The organism is Kolteria novifilia (assembly GCA_007748055.1).
GTDB classification, from domain to species: domain Bacteria; phylum Planctomycetota; class Planctomycetia; order Kolteriales; family Kolteriaceae; genus Kolteria; species Kolteria novifilia.
Genome location: CP036279.1, coordinates 1,099,760 through 1,119,426, shown reverse-complemented (window position 1 = coordinate 1,119,426; position 19,667 = coordinate 1,099,760). Strand labels below are relative to the sequence as shown.

At 63.6% G+C, this 19,667-nt stretch carries 15 protein-coding genes; 9 read left to right on the top strand and 6 right to left on the bottom strand.

The features are described 5' to 3' along the window. Window positions 1-137 precede the first annotated feature (137 nt). The 6 genes from Pan216_RS04165 to Pan216_RS04140 all read right to left on the bottom strand — a co-directional run bounded on the left by Pan216_RS04165 (window position 138) and on the right by Pan216_RS04140 (window position 11,983). Entirely contained in the window at window positions 138-2,492 is a 2,355-nt protein-coding gene (locus Pan216_RS04165) for a glutamine amidotransferase (protein WP_145255227.1), read from the bottom strand. 20 nt (window positions 2,493-2,512) lie between these two features. Further along, entirely contained in the window at window positions 2,513-4,726 is a 2,214-nt protein-coding gene (locus Pan216_RS04160) for a BatA domain-containing protein (protein ID WP_145255224.1), read from the bottom strand. Window positions 4,727-5,226: 500 nt separating this feature from the next. Next, window positions 5,227-6,036, bottom strand: coding sequence for a DUF58 domain-containing protein (locus Pan216_RS04155; protein WP_419193242.1), 810 nt, complete (start codon window positions 6,034-6,036; stop codon window positions 5,227-5,229). Window positions 6,037-6,082: 46 nt separating this feature from the next. Next, window positions 6,083-7,159, bottom strand: a complete 1,077-nt coding sequence (locus Pan216_RS04150) for an AAA family ATPase (RefSeq protein WP_145255218.1) — start codon at window positions 7,157-7,159, stop codon at window positions 6,083-6,085. After that, entirely contained in the window at window positions 7,152-11,234 is a 4,083-nt protein-coding gene (locus tag Pan216_RS04145) for an outer membrane protein assembly factor BamB family protein (RefSeq protein ID WP_419193241.1), read from the bottom strand. The genes Pan216_RS04150 and Pan216_RS04145 overlap by 8 nt, the downstream gene beginning before the upstream one ends. Window positions 11,235-11,695: 461 nt before the next feature. Beyond that, a complete protein-coding gene (locus Pan216_RS04140) occupies window positions 11,696-11,983 on the bottom strand; it encodes a hypothetical protein (RefSeq protein ID WP_145255212.1) in 288 nt (95 codons plus the stop codon). 147 nt (window positions 11,984-12,130) lie between these two features. Here Pan216_RS04140 and Pan216_RS04135 point away from each other — a divergent pair, with 147 nt between their 5' ends. The 9 genes from Pan216_RS04135 (at window position 12,131) to Pan216_RS04095 (ending at window position 19,130) form a co-directional block, all read left to right on the top strand. Further along, on the top strand, window positions 12,131-12,772 hold the full coding sequence (locus Pan216_RS04135; protein WP_145255210.1) for a helix-turn-helix domain-containing protein: 642 nt from the start codon (window positions 12,131-12,133) through the stop codon (window positions 12,770-12,772). A 149-nt stretch (window positions 12,773-12,921) separates the two neighbouring features. Further along, window positions 12,922-13,371 carry a hypothetical protein gene (locus Pan216_RS04130; RefSeq protein ID WP_145255207.1) on the top strand — a complete coding sequence of 150 codons (450 nt, stop codon included), beginning with the start codon at window positions 12,922-12,924 and terminating at the stop codon, window positions 13,369-13,371. 233 nt (window positions 13,372-13,604) lie between these two features. Continuing rightward, window positions 13,605-14,000, top strand: a complete 396-nt coding sequence (locus Pan216_RS04125; RefSeq protein WP_145255205.1) for a hypothetical protein — start codon at window positions 13,605-13,607, stop codon at window positions 13,998-14,000. Continuing rightward, window positions 13,987-14,349 carry a hypothetical protein gene (locus tag Pan216_RS04120; protein ID WP_145255203.1) on the top strand — a complete coding sequence of 121 codons (363 nt, stop codon included), beginning with the start codon at window positions 13,987-13,989 and terminating at the stop codon, window positions 14,347-14,349. The genes Pan216_RS04125 and Pan216_RS04120 overlap by 14 nt, the downstream gene beginning before the upstream one ends. A 189-nt stretch (window positions 14,350-14,538) precedes the next feature. Then, a complete protein-coding gene (locus tag Pan216_RS04115; RefSeq protein ID WP_145255200.1) occupies window positions 14,539-15,297 on the top strand; it encodes a hypothetical protein in 759 nt (252 codons plus the stop codon). 277 nt (window positions 15,298-15,574) lie between these two features. Continuing rightward, complete coding sequence (locus Pan216_RS04110; protein ID WP_145255195.1) at window positions 15,575-16,486, top strand: C1 family peptidase; 912 nt, start codon at window positions 15,575-15,577, stop codon at window positions 16,484-16,486. 12 nt (window positions 16,487-16,498) lie between these two features. After that, complete coding sequence (locus Pan216_RS04105; RefSeq protein ID WP_145255192.1) at window positions 16,499-16,990, top strand: hypothetical protein; 492 nt, start codon at window positions 16,499-16,501, stop codon at window positions 16,988-16,990. A gap of 678 nt (window positions 16,991-17,668) precedes the next feature. After that, entirely contained in the window at window positions 17,669-18,802 is a 1,134-nt protein-coding gene (locus Pan216_RS04100) for an ATP-binding cassette domain-containing protein (RefSeq protein ID WP_145255189.1), read from the top strand. Between the two features lie 13 nt (window positions 18,803-18,815). Then, complete coding sequence (locus tag Pan216_RS04095) at window positions 18,816-19,130, top strand: hypothetical protein (RefSeq protein ID WP_145255186.1); 315 nt, start codon at window positions 18,816-18,818, stop codon at window positions 19,128-19,130. Window positions 19,131-19,667 lie beyond the last annotated feature (537 nt).

Here is a 19,667-nt window from a genome sequence, read left to right as displayed (position 1 = left end):
TTGTTGGTGGTGCTCCAACGCGTCGGCACTGGCTGACAAGCAGCCAGTGGCACCCGAATAGTTAGAAGGACTACGTTCTTGAGTCTTGAGTGTCTCTCAGGCCTCAGGTGCCGTGTAACCTCTGGTCTCCTATACCCTTATAACATTCGGGCTCGCTTCCTCAAAACCCATTCGAGCACCAGCAAGGCGCCGAAAAGGACCAACACCGGCCACGTATTCCACAGCGGAATGGGCGGGTCGGTCTGAAGCACCACTCGTCGCCCCGACGGAAGCTCGTCAAACAAACTCTCGGCGCGCGGGAGGGGAAAGTAAAGCCCTCCCGTCATTTCGGAAGCCTGCCGCAACCCCGTCTCATTCATGCGGACGCGGTCGAGCTCTCCCGGCGGGGGCACCACGACAAACTCGGCACTCGGGGCATTCCCCTCAATCAGCGGGCTCGCCAAGCGGATGCGATAGTGGCCATCTTCCGAACGAGCGAAGACCGCCTCGAAGATCCCGGCATGCCCAGGGAGCGCGCTGAGGTCGACCTGGCGTTGCCCATGCCCTTCCCGCTCCACCAGCACCGAGACGGCATCGTCGCCGCGTGGGGCGAGGGTCTCGTCCAGGAACCGAACCCGCATCCGCACCGGCTCGCCGCGACGGTAGCTGGGGCGGTCGACCATCAGCTCGACCGAACGGCTCTTCCCAAGGAGCTTCGACCGACTCAGGTAGCGAATCGTCTGGATCCAGTAGCGAGCGTGGTAGAGATCCTCAGTCCGGAACCGCCAACGCCAAGTTCCATCGAAGCCCTGGAAGTAGGTACGGCCCGACCCGAAAAACTGCGTCGCGACCACGGGACGCGACTGCCCCTCACTCTGGTCGAGAGGATGTTCGGCGAGGACCTGGGCTCCCGGCTTGGCCTTGTCGACCTCCGCGTACCAATAGATCTGCGGAAGCGCGGCGAGAATCGACTCGTTCTCCGACTCGTCCGCAGAAAAGCGAAACATCGGGCTCGTCTTGCCCGCGACCGTCAGCCGCGGCGAGAACCCGACATCGACGATGGTGGCGCGATCTTGATTCAAGCCAGGACCGAACTCGACCGGGAGCAGGTCCGCCAGCGTCGTGTCCCGATAGCTGCCCGGGGCGTAGTCCCGGCCCGCGACGAAGAGCAAGCCCCCCCCCTTCTTCGCCACGAACTCGCGGATGTTCAGCAGTTGCGTCGGACTGAGAAATGCCGGCGCCACATCGCCCAGCACGATCACGTCGTACTCGAAGAGTTCTTCCTTCGAGGTCGGGAAGAAGTCGCGCGCCGAGCGGTCCTCCTCGACGTACTCGGGATCGGCGTCGAGGACGATCACCGACAAGTTGATCGTCGGCTCGCGTTCGAGCAGATGCTTCAGGTAGCGGAACTCGTAGCGAGGATACGTCTCGACATAGAGAACGTTGACCTTCTCCTTGAGGACGTTAATCCGCTTCTCGATGGCGTTGTTGCCCGCGTTGATCTCACGTTCGAGGGTCGGAATCTCGAGGACGTAGTCGGTCGTCCCCGGCAGGTTCGGCCGGTGTGACAGCCGGACGGGGACCGTTTCGCCATCCTCGCCGACGGTGTAGGTCTTCTGATCGAGCGGGGTGTCGGTCCCCTTCTGCTTGAGCACGACGCGGACGCTCTCGCCCGGGTAGCCTTGAGCGCTCAGCTTCGCTTCGAAAGAAATCAAATCATCGACGAAGACGGTATCGTCAACGAGCAAGTCGTGGAGTTCGATGTCCCGCAGCGGTCCCGGATCGCCGACGCCGACGGTGAAAACGGGGATGTTCTTCCGATCGGCGTACCGCGCCGCTTGAGCGAGCGGCTCGCCAACGGTCGTCACCCCGTCGCTGAACATCACCACCGACGACGGCGGAACGCCCCGAAGATCGTTGAGCACCGAACGCAGATTCGAGCCGAGACGACTTTCGGCCCCGGTCGCCTCGAGCGCGTCGATCGACTCCATGAGGGTGGGGACTTCGTCCTCCTCGATCGTCACGCCTAGTTGACGGGGTACCGTCGCGGTCGCGAAGAGCATCAACTTGTGCTCCCGCGTCAGTTCCGCGAGTTGCTCACGATGTTCGCCGAACCATTTCTGGACGCGCTCGAGCCGGGACATCCCCGCGTCGCTGGCCGCGGGCGAGTTCGGATCGTCCTGGACTTTCATGCTCTCGGAGTCGTCGACCATCAAGACGAGGTACGGCAGCCCCGTGCGGTCGATCGAGATCTCCAGGCCGCTGAGCATGACCACGAGCAGCAGGATCGTCGTCAGGCGAATCCCCGCGAGGAAGAGCTTCATCGTCTTCGACGCGGCTTGGCCTTCCCGCAGATAGATACTCACGACGAACAGGAACGCGAAGATGACAAAGAGCAACAGCACCCAGTCGGGCCAGCCGATCGAGAAGCGCAGATGCCACTGCGTGTCCTCGCCGGCGGCGACCGGAGCGATGCCGAGCCATTCTTCAATACTTCGTCGCATGTCGAGCATAAGGGGGTGGTCCCGCCCTCCTACTTCAGTCGATGGTGCCCGAACTTCCAGGCGAGGAACGTCTCGAGAAACGCGAGAAACAGCGCGATGTACAACAGCGGCCGGTAGATCTCGCCGCGATCGGGAATCACCGCTTGGGCGCGGGCACCGCTGGTCGGCCAACGATCGTGCAGCGTGAATTCCCAGCCCGGGAACATCGAACGCAAGTCCTCGCTCGACACGCGTTCCAGCACGCTCTCTCGCGGCCAGGTGTTGACGGCGAGCAACCGCGTCTGGTCGATCGGCGGGCCCAAACTGACCCGGTAGATCCCGCTGCGTCCGGTGCGATCGTACTCGAGTAGGTTCGCGTCATTCTCGCCCTCTTGGGGACGCATCGGCTCGCTGGCGACACCCTCTCCCGGTGGCGTCAGCGTGGCGCTGACATCGAAGACCCGTTCGGGCAGCGCGATCGACAGCAGATCCCCGACCCGCGACTCGGGCGCCGAAACCCGGCCCTTGACGAGCTGCCCGGCGAGCTCACGCATCACCGGCAGGAAACTCGGCGAGATCGCCCAACTGTTCCAGTCGAGATCGGCGCTCGTCGCGACCACCCCGACACGACCCCGGCCCCGATCGGCCAACACGATCGCCGGATCGCCGGTCGTGAACGCCAGCGCCACCGACGGCGCGGGGCGTTCCTTGCTCGTCTGCTCCTCCGTCGGTAGCTCGATCTTCGCATAGCGGAAGATCTTCGTCGTCAGCAGTCCCGCCCGTTCCAGATCCAGAAACGGGGCAACCACCGGATGAACATAGTCGAGCGGATCGAAGCCGTACGCCTCGTCGTCACGCTGCTTGTTCTCGGAGAGATCCGCCAACCGAACCGGCAAGAGCCCCTTGCCCTCATTGAATAAGACGCTGTTGAACGCCTCGATATTAGTCTGTTTGCCCAGGAAGAAGAGGAGCCCGCCCCCTTGCCGGGTATGCTCCTCGAGCACCGCGACCTCGCTGGGCGTCAGTTGCCCGACGTTGCAGAGGACCACCAGATCCCAGTCGCCGAGATTGATCTCCAGCAAGTCGGACTCGAGCCGGGTTTCGGTCCGGATCGAGGCCGGACCCTGCGACGCGTCGCTCGGCTCGAACGCGACCCGCAGATAGTCCGCCTCGGACTCGAACGGGCCGCCCGCCGGTTCGCCCTCGATCAAGAGGACGTTGAGCGCATCGCGAACCCGCGCGGCGTAGTGGTGATGATTGTCGGGCTTCAGATCATCCCCCTCGATACGAGCTTCGACCGCTTGATCGCCGGTCTCGCGGAAGCGAACGTTAAAGATCGCCGCCCCGGTCTCCCCGGCCGCCAAGTCAAGCGTCTCGACCGCCTCAATCTGGCCGTCGACCAGAAGCTGCACCCGCACGCCGTTGCGATCCTCGCTCGAGTGATTGACGATACTCGCCCGAAACCCGGTCGGCGTTCCGGAGAGGATCACCGGCTCGATCTGCTCGACCGACGCGACCGAGAGGTTCGCTTCGCTGGTCCCGCCGGCGTCGAGGATGACGAACTGACAACGATCCGACATCGCGCGGAGCTTCTTCGCGAGTCCGGCTTGCTCGCCAGCAAGATCGCTCGATTGCCACGAGGTCCGCTGCATGTCGGTGATCAGGTAGAGCTGTTTGCGCCCGGCGCTCGAGTTCTTGAGGATGTCCTCGACCCGGTCCATCGCTTGCTCGACGCTCGCGATGCCGTCGTGGACCTTGATCGCCTCGACCTCCTCGCCGACCGCCGAGAGGTAGGGACTCGCGTCCCCGACGAGGATCGACGTCGGCGAGCCCATCACGACGACGCTCGCCAAATCCCCTTTCTGAGCCGTCTCAAGCACACTCTGCGCGAGACTCTTCGCACGCTCCCAGCGGCTTCGTCCCCCCGAGGCGAATTGCATGCTCATCGAGTTGTCGAAAACGATGACGTGATGCGTCGCGGAGGTCGTCGAGGCGAGCAGCGGCCCGGCGCTTTCGATGATCGGCTTGGACATCGCGGCGACGACACAGATGATCAGCAGGGTGCGGATCGCGAGCAGGAGCCATTGTTCGATTTGGACACGGCGGGCATTTTTGCGCATCGCTTGCAGCAGCCAGCGCATCGCCGCCCAATGCATCTCCTTGTGCCGCTGTCGGTTGAGCAAGTGAATCAAGAGGGGCGCACCGGCAAGCGCCAACCCCCACAGGATCGCGGGTGCCCCGAACATGAAGGCGAACACCGCCATGAACCATCACTCCCTGCTGCCCGCCGAGCCACTCGGCAAGCGCTTCCTTCTCCCCTGGTGGGTCAAGACCCACCCTACTTACTCTTGCCCCCCTCTCCCTGTGGGAGAGAAGGCCACTTGTTCCCCTCTCCCTGTGGGAGAGAAGGCCACTTGTTCCCCTCTCCCTGTGGGAGAGAAGGCCACTTGTTCCCCTCTCCCTGTGGGAGAGAAGGCCACTTGTTCCCCTCTCCCTGTGGGAGAGAAGGCCACTTGTTCCCCTCTCCCTGTGGGAGAGGGGTTAGGGGTGAGGGGGTTCTCTTCCAACAAACCGCCTCGCTGCCCAACACGTTCCATCCCCTCACCCGTCTCGCGTCGCTCGACGACCTCACCCACAGGGAGAAGTCAAGAAGAGCTGACGCATGGAGTTCGTCCAACCGTAGGTCAGGCCATTGCCTGACACGCACGTCGGTCGGCCTTCGTGGTGGGTCAAGACCCACCCTCCGAGTGCCGCACACCCAACCCTACGCCGAGCGGGCAGAGCGACTGGCGAGATAGCCGGCGAGCGCCAAGTCGAGCGGCTGGTCGGTCCGCATCAACTGATAGTCGACGTCGTTGGCCCGACAGGCGAGCCGCAACTCCTTCAAGTACTCGTTGAACTCCGCCAAATACGCATTTCGCAGCGCCCGCGGTTCGGCCAAGACATCGGGCAACGCCTCGAGCCCCTTGAACAGCGTGATCTGATCGAACGGGAAATCGAGCTCCGCCGGATCGAGCACGTGGAAGAAGACAATCTCGTGTCGCTTGTACCGCAGGTGCTTGATTCCCGCGACGATCCGGTCGATATCGTCGAAGCAATCGCTGACCACCATGATCAAACTTCGTTTGGTCAGCCGCCCGGCCATCTCCCCGAGCACGTCGCCGACCCGGCTCGCCTCCTTGCCCGGTTCGCAAGTTGCCAGCAGCGTCAGCAGTTGCTTCAGATGCGTCGCTTGGCTCGCCGGGGGAAGGAACTTGTGCAAGCGATCCTCGAAGAGGGCCAAGCCGACACTGTCGGCGCGATGTACGATCAAGTACGCCAGCGACGCGACCAAGCGCGACGCGAACTCCAGCTTCGACGTCTCTCCCGAGCCGTAACGCATCGACTCGCTGACGTCGAGAAGGAGGTTGCAGACGAGGTTCGTCTCTTGCTCATACTGCTTGAGGTAGAACTTGTCGGTCTTGCCGAAGACCTTCCAGTCGACGTGGCGGACGTCGTCACCGGGAACGTACTCCCGGTGCTCGGCGAACTCGACGCTGATCCCCTGGAACGGGCTCTTGTGCGATCCGGACACGAAGCCTTCGATGACCTGGCGAGCCTTGAGCTCGAGGTCCTTGATCCTAGCTAGCGTTAGCGGATCTAAGTACGTTTGGGAGCTTTCCACCTTCGAGGGACTCACTTTCGTCACGAGGCAGCGATTCGATCAACTGAGCGACGATGTCGTCGGGCTTGATCCCCTCGGCCTCGGCATTGAAGTTCGTGATGATGCGATGACGCAAGACCGGCACCGCGACCGCGCGAATGTCCTCGGTCGTGACGAAGTAGCGCCCGTAGAGGACCGCTCGCGTCTTCGCCGAGAGCACCAAGTACTGACTGGCACGCGGCCCGGCGCCCCAGTTGACGTAGTGCTGGACAAAGTCGGGCGCTTCCTGCCCCGCCGGCCGAGTCATGCGCACCAGCTTCATCGCGTAGCGGATGACGTGATCGGCCACGGGAATCTTGCGCACGATGCCTTGCAGCTCAAGCACCTCCTTCGCGTCGAGCACCTTCGACAACTCCGGCTCGGCGCTGCCGGTGGTCGAACGAACAATGAGGAATTCCTCCTCCTCGTCGGGGTAGTCGACCAGGACGTTGAACATGAAGCGGTCGAGCTGGGCTTCGGGCAGTGGGTAGGTCCCTTCTTGTTCGATCGGGTTCTGGGTCGCGAGGACGAAGAAGGGAGGCTCGAGCACGTGGCGTTCGCCGCCGACGGTGACTTGTCGCTCCTGCATCGCCTCGAGCAACGCCGCTTGCGTCTTGGGAGGGGTTCGGTTGATCTCGTCGGCGAGGACCAAGTTCGCGAAGATCGGCCCTTTCAGGAACTTGAAGTCGCGTCGCCCGGTCGCTTTGTCCTCCTCGATCACCTCGGTACCGGTGATGTCCGAGGGCATCAAGTCAGGCGTGAATTGGATCCGGCTGAACGAGAGGCTCAACGACTGGGCGATCGTGTGGACCATCAAGGTCTTGGCCAGCCCCGGCACCCCGACGAGCAGGCAGTGGCCGCGGGCGAAGATCCCGATCAGCAACTGTTCGACCACGTCGCTCTGGCCGACGATCACTTTCGCCGTCTCGCTCTTGATCGCTTCGTACGCCGTGTGCAAACGCTCGACGACCTTCAAGTCGTCGTCGCTGAGCGTTGTCGCTTCGTCTTCACTCATTAGCAGTTCCCGTGGAGGCCATGGATTGGGAAGGAGGCTGTCGCAAGAGGTAGCGCCCTTTCTCACCGCCGAGCACCAACCAGCCCGTGCCGGCAAGGGCGTCGAGATACTCGCCGACGGAACCGAGTCGAATCAGCCTGGTGGGACGCCCCTCGCCCGAAAGCGAAATGGCGACGGTTTCCCCTTCCACTGTTCCGAACAAGGTCGTCGTCGCGCCCATACACCAAACGTAACGCGTCGTCCCCAACTTGGGAAGGGCATAGCGCCACTTCAACACCCCGTCGGCGGTTCGCCAGCACGAGACCTCATCTTCCCCAAGGAAGACGAATCGGTCGCGCGTCCAGGAAAAGGGACTTCCGTCGTGCGTCCGCTGCCGATCGGCGACCGCTTGACTCCAAAGCGTTTCCCCGGTCGTCGGGTCGATGCTGTTGAGCTGGTAGCCATCGACGAGCGCGAAGAGTTGAGCCCCTTCCCCGAAGAGTCGGGGCGATTCGAAGCTCGGCCAAACGAGTTCCTTGGACCAGCGCTGCTCGCCCGTCTTCTCGTCGAATGCGTTGATCCGCGACCGCTTGGTGACGATCACCAGTTGATCGCCGACACGCAAGCAGGAATCGCGGAGGCGTCGCGTCTCCTCGGGACTCCAGGTCGTCTTGAACCGTTGCCGCCCATCGCGCAGGCCCCAAGCATCGACGTGCCGTCCCGACGCGAAGCAGACGACATCCCCCAGGGCGACCAGATCGACCGACGGCGACTCGGTCGACGAACGACGCTCCCAAAGAAGGTGCCCATCGTCGGTGTCGAAGGCCCGAACTGTGCCATCGCGCCCCGCCATCACGAGCGTATCGGCATCGAGCCCGAACCGAGGAAGCTCCCCGACCGAAGAAGCGCCCGTCGCGTCACTGATCGGTGCGGCCGACAACCACGTCGTGGACGTGCCGTCCAATGGCCTCTCCCAAATGATCTCCCCTTTCGCGGCATCAACGCAGCGCAGCCGGGATCCGTCGACGATCAAGAGCCCTGAGGGAGTCCGCACCACATGGCTCGGAGCCGACTCCATTGGCAACTTCCAGATCGGCTCGTCATCCCGCGGCAACCGAGCTTCGAGGACCTTCCCGTCGTACAGCAGCAGGTATTCCAGCTCCGCCGAAGGGGCGACCCCCTCGGGCCAAATCATGCTGCCCCCTGAAGCGTTCGCGAGGAGCGAGATCGCGGGATACCCACGGCGCGACGACGGCTCCGGCAGGGAGGACGCGCTCAAAACACCCGGGTCGGCAGTCTCTTGATCGCCCACCGTCGACCGCCGCGCGAGCAGGTCGACCAAGCGATCGCGTGACGGCTCGTAGCCGAGACGCTCGTGCAGTCGCTTCAAGCCGACCATCGCCTCCGAAGCTTGCTCGCCACTTCGATACGGAGAGCGCACGACCGACTTGTAAGCCCAACGTGCCAGTCGCCCACCTTCGGCGCTCCCCAAGAGCGGACCGGCCCGAAGCAGCATCTCGCAACGACGTTTCGAGTCGGGATACGCCCGAAGCTCATCGACGAGCGAGGTGGCGACCGCCTTTCCCGAAAGCATCGCTTCGATCGCCTTCGTCTTGGATGCGAAGAGATCCTCGCCCTCCTCCTCGTGCAACTGAGCCAAGCGCCGCGCGGCCCGAAGACTGAGTGGACGCCAGACGCCCTCCTCGTCGGCCATCGTCGCCTCGTGCTCGGTCGTCACCGCGAGCGACTCGAGGACGGGGATCGCTCGGTCCGGCTTGTCCGCATCGAGCCACATTTGCGCAAGCTGCCAGTGAGCCTCTTGCTCGGCGTCGGGTTTAGCAACCGCGTCGATCGAGGCGAGCAGCAACGTCTCGGCCTCGGCAAGGGAACCCTCCTTGGCGAGCACCTCGGCTTGCCGCAACTTGGTGTCGTGCAGCCGATGCTTCGCCAGTTGCCGCAAGGGTTGCCCATTCAAGTAGCGATCGGGTTCGGCGTGATTCGCGGCGAGTTGGAAATGCTCCGCGGCAAGGCCGTACTGCTTGTCGGCGAACGCGGCCTCGGCCAACTTCAAGTGCAGCCGTGCCGACGACGGCCGCTCGGTGAGCAACAGTTGCAACTTGTCGATCACCCGCGAGTGGGGCGCGAGGGCATAGACTCGGTTCGCCTGGGCGATGATCAAGTAGTCGTGGCCGACGGCGAGATTGCCGCCCTTGATGCCGAATTGATCGCCCAGCGCGATCGACGGTCGCGCCTTGATCCCGGTCGCCGGGTCGATCACATGGATCTCGCGCGTCGTCGGCCAATAGAGAAAACCTCCGGCCAAGACGCCACGGCCGTAGCCGGTCGCGAGGTTCTCCGGCCAATACCAGGAGACTTTGCCCGTCGCGACGTCGATGCCCCAGACCCGCTTGCCGGTCATCATCAAGCGATCGTCGACAACGCCGAGAAGATGACGGACAGGGGGATACGCTTCCCAGAGAACCTGGCCGGTGTACGCGTCGAAACAGTGAACCTTGTTGGAATCGTGGGCGGCGACGAAGAGACGTCCGCGATCGAAGACCGCCGGGTTGAGGTCAGGCTCGACCGGGAGCGCCAAACTCCCGGCAGTCGACTCCGACCGCTCGTAGGTACTGACCCATTTCAGCCGCCCGCTGCGAGCGTCGAGCGACGCGACCGCACCCATGTTGGTCGCGTAGTAGATATTGCCACCGGCGTAGGTCAGGAGGTTGCGCCGAGGGATGCTGGGACGGAGATCCTCGAGACTCGCTTCGCACACCAACGACCGCCAGCGCCGTTCGCCCGTCGCCAAGTCGAAAGCCGCGACCGACGTCTCGGCCATCGCGTCTTGCCGAGTCAGCGCGACAAACGCCATCCCGTGGGCGACCACCGGGGCCCCTTCAAAGACGGCGTCCTGAATCTCCGGCTCGTCGGTGCTGACGTGCCAAAGCATGCGTTGAGTCTTGTAATCGAAGCAATAGAGTTTCGACCGGGAGCTACGAATCCTCGACCGCCCGAGCACCGCCCGTCCGGAATCCTCGCCGGTGCGAACAAAGAGCTTGTCGCCCGATACCGTCAACGTATGCCGCGCGTGGCGAAGCCGATCGGGCAGGCGACCGCCGCCGATCGTCCCGAAGTCATACCACTTCTCCGCCCGACCGTCGCTTAGCTTGAGAGACCAAAGAGCCGTGCCGGTCGCGACGATCACTTCGTCGCCGACGATCACCGGATGGAGTTTCAGTTCCTCGTCGGAGCGACGCCCAAGAGCGGCATCGGGAGCAGCCGCGTCCTCGACATCGCCGAGAATCCACTCCCACTCCACATCGCCCGCCGCGACGGGCTTGGGGGCGACTTTCGAACGCCGAAAATCGCCGGCGAAGGTCGGCCAATCGTCGGGCGCCGCGGACTGCTTCCAATCGAGCGCCGTCCGCTTGACCTCGAGCACGACCTCGACGAATCGACCGTCGCGGCCGGCAAGCCTCCCCTCCTTGTCGGCATCGTCCCGCTTGAGCAATGCGATGCCCCGATCGGCTCCGTCGACATCGCCGACGACGAGTTTCGCGAGCGCCCACTTGGCCAGAAGCCGAGGTTGATCGTTGTCCGGGTCCGGGTAGCGAAGTCGCTGACCCGTCCGCGCGCCGGGCGCCGCATCGCCAGCAAGCTCTTCGGGCAGGAGCATCTCCCACCAGTCGAACGCCTCCTGGACCGACCCTTCGGCCAACGCGAGATCGCCCAACCGCTCGATCGCCTCATCGGCGACCCCCGAGCAGTAGAAATTCCCGACGATCTGCCGAAGAAGGGTCTCTTCCGCCTCCCCCTTCGCACGGCGCAGGATGCCCTCGGCCTGGCTATCGACCCGTGACCGGTAGGCCGCTAGGCCCTCCGCCGGGAAGCCCGACACCATGCGATGCGCGACGAGGCGAACGTTGTGGTAGATGGTGGAATCGTCCGTCATGGGAACGACTTTGTCGCCGTAGAGCTCGACGAGACTTTGCAGCAATGCGACCGCCTCGCTCCACTGCCCCTGCTCGACATAGGCCTCGACCATGCCAAGCCGGTTCCGGGCCTCGATGCTGACATCGAGAAAGACGCTCGGCACCGCCGCATCGTCAGCGGCCGCGCACGGAGCGGGCGCGAGGAGACAACAGGCAACAAGCCCAAGGAACCCCAAGAGGCGCGGGATCGACGGGGCTACGAGCGGGGAGACTGGGTCGCAGGACGCTTGTCGCGGCGGGAGGAGGATGGCGATGCGACGAGATCCTGGTCGAGAAGTCATGGCAAGATCAACCAGTTTCGTCATGGTGGTCGGACTCGTCTCGCAACAGTGCCTCCCTCCACCGCGCGGCCGGGCCGGACGATCGGGAGGTCGAAGACCAACCCGCGTTCGCTCAGCGTTCCGAGGCAACATCTTGGGACCATCGGAGGGAATGCGAAACGGACTGCGGGGCCAACGGGACCGGGGCGACGGAAACCGAGTCCCCGCCGCCTCTGACACGCCACATTGTAGTCGTGCCACGGATTCCTTGGAAGGAGCATTGACCGTCATTCCGACTGGGACCTTCAGCTTCGCAGGACCTCGTGAATCTGCTGAGTGAGGTGCTGAACGCGATCGACCAACGTCCGCAGCCGTTCGATCGCCTCGATTTCCCCGACGTATTGCCCGGTTTCGAGCTCAATGGCGGGCACGAAGACCGAGTCGACACTCCCCGGCAACTCGCCCAGATCCTCCGACTCGGCGTCCTTGGTCCGGTAGAGGATTCCCTCGTCAATCTCGTAGCGGCACCGCGGCCGGGGGCACTCGTGATACTTCGCGACGTACAGTTCCACGGGAAGAACCTGAATCTCCACGCTGCACCTCCTCTTCACGAATGGGGAACCAAACAGACACAAAAAGAACGCATCTTGAGCAATTCCTGTCGACTTTGAGCACGATTTTGTTCACGATGATGACAAATCGCGCCATTTTCACGACCAACATCGACGCATCGAGACGCCATGGCTCACGAACATGACCCGCCGTCACCGAGCGAGATCCCCGGGGTGACACTCGGCAGCCAATGGGCCGACGAACAGGCCCGACGCCCCTCGCCCGCCCAGCAAAAACAAGCGCGTCGCGATACCTTTCGCCGGAATTTCCTCGCGGCGATGGAGAACTCAGGGCTGACGATCGATGCCCTCTCCGAGCAGTCAGGCGTCGACATGCCGACTCTTCGTCGCTGGGAAACCAAGGGCGTCATCCAGCCGAAACATTCCCATTTGCGCTCCGTCGCCCGCGTCTTCGGCTTGGCCGACCCTTGGATGCTGCTCGATCCCGACGCCGAGATTTCCCCGGAAAATGCCCCATCGAGCCGAAACTCGCCCACCCGCTCGCTGCACCCGACCATCGAAGAGGTCCGCGACGATCGCCCCGAACTGTTCGACGCGTTCACCACCGAAGAATGGTCGGAATTGACCTCCCATCGGGGCGTGGGCGGCGCCCTCAGTTACGAAGGCGTCATCCACCAGGCCGAACGCATCAACCGCAAGCGAGAAATCCGCCGCAAGTTCGAAACCCTGCTCGAAAGCGAGCACTTCCGAACACTGGCCGACATGATTGATCTCATGCATCGTGATGTCCAACTTCCGCGACCAAAATAGTGAACACCTATATAGTAACCAAGACCCTAACGCGTCGCCATGCGAAACCGAACATTTTGACCATGTTAACCATGATGAAGATCATCGCGACGACTGATTCAAGGTTCACCAAACGCGGCCCCGATGCCCCCAGCCCTCCGGAGTGACCAATGGACCCCTTCGATTTCGACGACCTGCCAGGCAGCGGCGACAACAAGAACGAACCCTCACCGCCTCTACCCTCCAGTGACGACTCCCCCCGCAAGCGACGCTGGCTCGAACCGGTGATCATCGTGGGCGGACTGCTCCTGATCGTTCTGGCCATCGTCGTCTGGCAAAGCTTCTCGACCCGGACCGTTCGCGCCAATTCCTTCATCCTTCTCGACGACAGCGGGACCGTTCGTGCGACCCTCTCCATGGAGGACGAAAATCCGAGCCTCACCTTCTTCGACCCCGAAGGCAGGCAACGCTCACGGCTCGCCCTCCGCTTTGACGGCCCCCACTTGCTCCTCTACGACGAGAATCAGACCCCACGCGCCATCCTCGGCTTGACCGACGAGGGAGCGGGCATGAACTTCCTCGATTCCCAGGGCCGACTACTCCACTCCTTCCCCCGCTAACCCCACGAACTTCTCCCACCCCCGACGCACCAAAAGTCCGCGCCCGCAGGCTGCGCCATTGGCCAACGAGCCGCTGCTTCACCCTCAATCCTCCAAGAAACATGGCCAACTTTAAAGACTTACGCCCATAAAACCCACCATACATAACTATCTTGAACATCTTGGACAAGTAACTGTTGATCCTGACAAGTAGCATCGCTTATACTGTGTCCGTCCAAGCAATGGAGGGACTCATGCAACGCGAGACCGAAACACAGTCGTGGAAGTCCGAAATTCTCAACGCCGGCCTCAAACAGGGACCGGCGTTCATCCTGCTCCTGCTGCTCCTCTATGGACTCTGGGAATTCGGGACCTACGTCGCCTCCGTTGGCGTCCCCGCCCACCTTGAGCAAATCAAAGTCGGCTATCTCGAGATTCAGCAATCCCACTCCGAAAACCTCGAGCGACTGCTCACCTCCTTCGAACGCGAGCAGGAACGTTACCGCGGCGTGATCGACTTGCTCGGATCCCTCGTCGAGAGCCGCGAGCTCATCGAGTCGAACCACTCCCTCCTGCTGCAAGTGATCGAGGAACTCAAACTGATCCGCGAAGCCCCCGAACCGAGGAGAAAGCCCCATGCCCCAAGCTGACCCGCTCTACCCCCAAGAGATCCCGCTCGACGCCGTCCGAGAGATCGTCCGCGTCATCCGCCAGCTCCGTGTCGGCCAGGAACGCCGACTCTTCGCGAAAGAGTGCTGGATCACCATCGGCTACCTCCTGGGGCGAGTCTTCGGCGACCCCGACCAACTGAGCGTCGTCGGTTCGATCGCGCCGAGCGACGAGGAACAGATGTGCCGACTGCTCGAAGTCACCGCATTGCCCGAGGCTCGCGTGTCCCAGCCCGCCGAAGCCTTGCCCCTGCCGGCCCGGCTTCTGCTTCGCTGGTTGTTGCGGCGCCTGTTGGACGAACTGCTCCAAGAGGAGATCGACGCACCATGAGCGGCAATCCCAACCAGGCCCGCCGCGCGCCGGCCACCAGAAGAACGCGAGCGTCCACCGGAGGCCATCGCGTCGACGGTCCTCCTTGGACACATTGGATGACATTCTCGTGGCACTTGGCGACCACCTTGGGCCTACTCCTTGCGTTCGCACTGCTTGGACTCTTTAGCCAGACGAGGTGACACCTCCATGAACCGAAAACATCGAACCATCGCTCTTCTGCTGACGCTGGTGACCGGTGCCGCCACTTGGATGAGCGTTGAAAGCATCCGACTCCTCAACCGATGTCGCCCGCGGCCAAGCCAGACCGCGAGCGCCGTGATTCGAGCACCTGAACGAGCCAGCGCCGGCGAGTTGGTCGTCCTCGATGCCACCACGTCGACAGCGGATGGACTCGCATGGATCGTCGCCGAGCCGGAGGCTCGCGTTCTCGCTGTCGACGATGGGCGGCGTTGCGTCTTCGCGTCGCCCCACGCGGGGAGCTACACCTTTGTGCTCGCGGCCGCCAAGGGAGGTCGCGTCGCGACGGCGACGCATCGCCTCACGCTCACCAACGCTGGTCCGGAGCCTCCCGAGCCGAGCCCCGAGCGATTCGGGTTGGCTTCGGACGCTCGTCGTTGGGCTGGCGACGTGGCTCTCGAACCATCCCTTCGTCAGCGCACCGCGTCGTCCCTCGCCCACTCGTTCCGAGCGACGCACGCCGCGATCGTGGCCGGAGCGCTGACCGAGCCCGCGACGATCCTCGCCGAAACCAAGCAACGCAACCTCGAGGCTCTCGGCCCTCACGCCGACGCTTGGTCCCCGTGGGGAGAGCGTCTCGCCGAGCGGCTGGGGCAGCTTCATCAAGAAGGTCGATTGACCGGCCCCGACGACTACGCCGAAGCCTGGCGCGAGATCGCCATCGGACTCGACCGAATCCAGCCCGGCGTCGTCAACCGGCCCCGATGACGAGTGCCACCTCGACGTCATCCACGGACGGGTGTCAACGGAATGTCGCCGACGAACGGGTGCCACTGGCTGCTCGTCAGCCAGTGCGAACGTCAAGCCAACCTCGTGGTGGACCACAAGCCCACCCGACGGGAAAGACCGTAGGTCAGGCCATCCACCGACACGAGCGGCCGCCGGAGTTGCTGGTGGGTCAAGACCCACCCGAAGAGTGACAAGATACTGTCAGTAACGAGGAACAATTCGCTCCCCACGGGAGCGTCGACGGAGAAGGTACGCCATGACACGACGAACGACACCGCCGGCGAAGCGACACGGGTGGTTCGGGCCCGACGAGGCCAAACGGGCCTTCGCGACACTCGGACCGGCATTGCCCCCCTTCTTCATCGCGGGCACCCCACAGCGTTCGGAACGGCGCCGCGTCGTTCTCTGGGACTACACGCGTCAGGCCAATGGGGGCAATCACTTGCCGACCCATCAGCAAGAGATCGGCGACTGCGTCTCGATGGGAGCGGCCAACGCGGTCGACTACCTCGCCGCCATGGAGATCGTACGACTCGGCGATCCCGAGCGACTGCGACCCGCGTTCCCGCCTTACCTCTATGGCATCAGCCGCGTCCAAGTCGGTGGTGGCCGACTCGAGAACTCCGACGGAAGCCTCGGCATCTGGGCCGCTGACGGCGTTCGTCGCTACGGCGTTCTAGCGGCCGACACGCCCGGCGTCCCCGAGTACTCGGGCGCGATCGCGACCACTTGGGGCAAGCGTCCCGGCCCGCCCGAACCCCTCATCGCCGCCGCCTCTTCCCATCTCGTTGGAACGACCGCGCAAGTGACCACCTACGCCGCGGTCCGCGACGCGCTCGCCAACGGCTACCCGATCACCGTCGCCTCGACCCAAGGCTTCCTGATGCGACCCCGCGTCGATCGCGGCAAACACTGGGGAGTGCCCCGCGGACGATGGGCACACCAGATGTGCTTGATCGGCGTCGACGATTCTCCCGAACGGCCGGGATGCTACTGCCTGAACTCCTGGGGCCCCGACGCGCACGGCCGTCCCGCTGACGACGCCCCGCCGGGCGGTTTCTGGATCGACGCCTCCATCGTCGACGCGATGGTGGCCCAAGGCGACTCCTTCGCCTTCTCCCAGTTCGATGGTTTCCCGCGACAAGACCTCGATTTCCACCTCATCTGAAAGGACCGTTCGATGCTTACGCTGCCTCTCCTGCTCTCGCTCGTGGCCGCCGATCCCGACTTCCAACTCATCGATCTCCCCGCGGAACTGGGGAACGTGAAGCGAGACGTCGCCGCCAACAAGGTCGCGATCACCAACCTGATCGACCGTCTCAACACGCTCGAGGAACGCTGTTCCTGCGGCGAAGAGACGATCCCCAAGGTACTCACCCTTGGTGACAACAACAAGTCAGTCATCCTGGCTCCTCGCTGCAAGGGTCCCTCGTGTCGCCCCCGAGCGATTGTCGGTCCCGATCCTCCCGCCGATGTCGTCGCCGAGCAAGGGTCGACGGCGGCTCCATCGCGGAATCGAAAGTTCCATTCGGCTGACAGTCCGACGTTGTCCTCCGAGGCGATCGTTCTCCCTTCGGAGCGGATCATTCGCACCGTCTCCCCGGTCGACGATTGCCGCCGAGGACGCTGCCGGCTGATCAAACGGTTCTCCAAGTGGCGTCGCTGTCGATGACAACTCGACGCCCCCTCTCCCCATGGGAGAGAGCCCAATGTCCTCCTCTCCCTGCGGGAGAGGTTGCCCGATGTTCCCCTCTCCCCGTGGGAGAGGTTGTCCGATGTTCCCCTCTCCCCGTGGGAGAGGGGTTAGGGGTGAGGGGGTTCCGGAACCACGAGCGATGCGGGTTCATCAAGTCGCTCGGCCCCCTCACCCGGCTCACGATGTTCGCCGACCTCTCCCCCAGGAGAGGTTGGGAAAGTGACAGCCCGATGTTCCCCTCTCCCCGTGGGAGAGGTTGTCCGATGTTCCACTCTCCCCTTGGGAGAGGGGTTAGGGGTAAGGGGGTTCCGGAACCACGAGCGATGCGGGTTCATCAAGTCGCTCGGCCCCCTCACCCGGCTCACGATGTTCGCCGACCTCTCCCCCAGGAGAGGTTGGGAAAGTGACAGCCCGATGTTCCCCTCTCCCTGTGGGAGAGGTTGTCCGATGTTCCCCTCTCCCCGTGGGAGAGGTTGCCCGATGTTCCCCTCTCCCCGTGGGAGAGGGGTTAGGGGTGAGGGGGTTCCGGAACCACGAGCGATGCGGGTTCATCAAGTCGCTCGGCCCCCTCTCCCGGCTCACGATGTTCGCCGACCTCTCCCCCAGGAGAGGTCAAGAGAGCAACAACGATTCGCGAATCGAGGAGAAGGACAGATGCCGGTGGCGGAGATCGTGAAAACGACGCCCATCCAGCGGAGCGATCGCGTCGAGCAGATCGAGACGATGTTCGATCTCCCGAGGAGCGACCGGTTCGAACGCCGGTGGACGATCGATCTCCCGCTCGAGGATCGCGATTGGAGGATCGGCTTGATCGTCGGCCCCAGCGGCAGCGGCAAGTCGACACTCGTCCGAGAACTCTTTGCCGACGCGGTGATGAACGAATTCGCCTGGCCGGCGCATCGCTCCCTCGTCGACGGGTTCCCCGAGCATTTACGTCTCGACGAGATCACGCGGCTGCTCGCGCGGGTCGGGCTCGGAAGTCCTCCGAGTTGGCGACAGCCGTTCGACACGCTCAGCACGGGCGAACGCTTCCGAGCGAATCTGGCGCGAGCCCTCGCCAGCGACCCCGAACGACTCGTCGTCGACGAGTTCACGAGCAACCTCGACCGCCGGGTCGCTCGCTACGCCAGTTCGGCGATCGCCAAGACCATCCGCGAGCGACGCACCCGACTCGTCGCGGCGACATGCCATGACGATGTCAGCGCGTGGCTCTGCCCCGACTGGATCGTGGACATGGCGCGTCTCTCTTTTCGATGGAGGTCTCTTCGGCGCCGTCCCGCCATCGAGTTGGAGATCCACCGCTGCGATCGGGGCGAGTGGAAGCGGTTCGCTCCGCATCACTATTTGAGCGGCACGCTGAACCCGAGCGCCCGCTGCTTTCTGGGAGTGGTCGAGGAGTCCGCCGCCGCGTTCTGCGCCGTCGTGCACCAGCCGCACCCGAGGCGAAGTGGCTGGAGGGAGCACCGAACCGTTTGCCTGCCAGACTTTCAAGGCGTCGGCATCGGCACCGCACTGAGTGACATGATCGCGTCACTCTATCACGCGACCGGCAAGCCGTTCCGAAGCGTCACCGCCCATCCGGCGCTGATCGACCACCGAGTCCGTTCGAACGATTGGCGGCTACGGCGGCGAGCGTCGCGGACCCAACAGCCAAAGCTCGCGTCCCTGGCCCGAAGCTGGTCGGGCGTTCGGCGGACCGCGGCCTTCGAATACGTCGGAGCGGCGCGGCCGCTGGAAGCGAAACAACTCGGAATCGTTCGTGGTGAAGCGAAAGTGGTGAGCCGATAGGGAGGGGTTCGTCGTGATTCAATCTTGGCGGGTGATGGGACTTTGGTTTGGTGGCCGGGTCTTCCTGGTCGTGATGGGACATTCGATGAAAGACTGTGCTCGGCGTCTACCGCGAGCGATGGAGGACTACACCCTGGAGGACCTCGATCAAGTCGAGTGCCTCTGGTACGAGCAGTGGGATCCGGGGACGTCGATGCGCGATCCCGAGTGGGTTCCCGTCGAGGAGGTTTCGATGCACCGCGTTCGCCAGCGTCAAGCGGCGCGGGAGAGTTCGCGAGGGCGTCTGCACGAATCGCGATTGAGACTTGACCGTCGCAAGTCGGCGTAGGCCCGATCATGCCGTCCGGCGGTGGGTGTTGCTGCTTGCACCTGATTGGTCCCGCCGGGCGGCCCGTTCACCTAGGTGACTTGGGTACGTCAGTGCTCATGGTAGGTCAAGACCCACCCAACTCGGAAGACTGTAGGTCAGGCCATTGCCTGACGCGAGTGGTTCTCGGCGTAGGTGGTGGGTCAAGACTCGCCCGAGCGGGTTCTTGAGTTCCCCCTCCCCCTGTGAGAGAGGTTGTCCGATGTTCCCCTCTCCCTGCGGGAGAGGTTGTCCGATGTTCCCCTCTCCCCGTGGGAGAGGTTGCCCGATGTTCCCCCTCTCCCTGTGGGAGAGGTTGTCCGATGTTCCCCTCTCCCTGCGGGAGAGGTTGTCCGATGTTCCCCTCTCCCTGTGGGAGAGGGGTTAGGGGTGAGGGGGTTCCGGAACCACGAGCGATGCGGGTTCGCCAAGTCGCTCGGCCCCCTCACCCGGCTCACGATGTTCGCCGACCTCTCCCCCAGGAGAGGTTGGGAAAGTGACAGTCCGATGTTCCCCTCT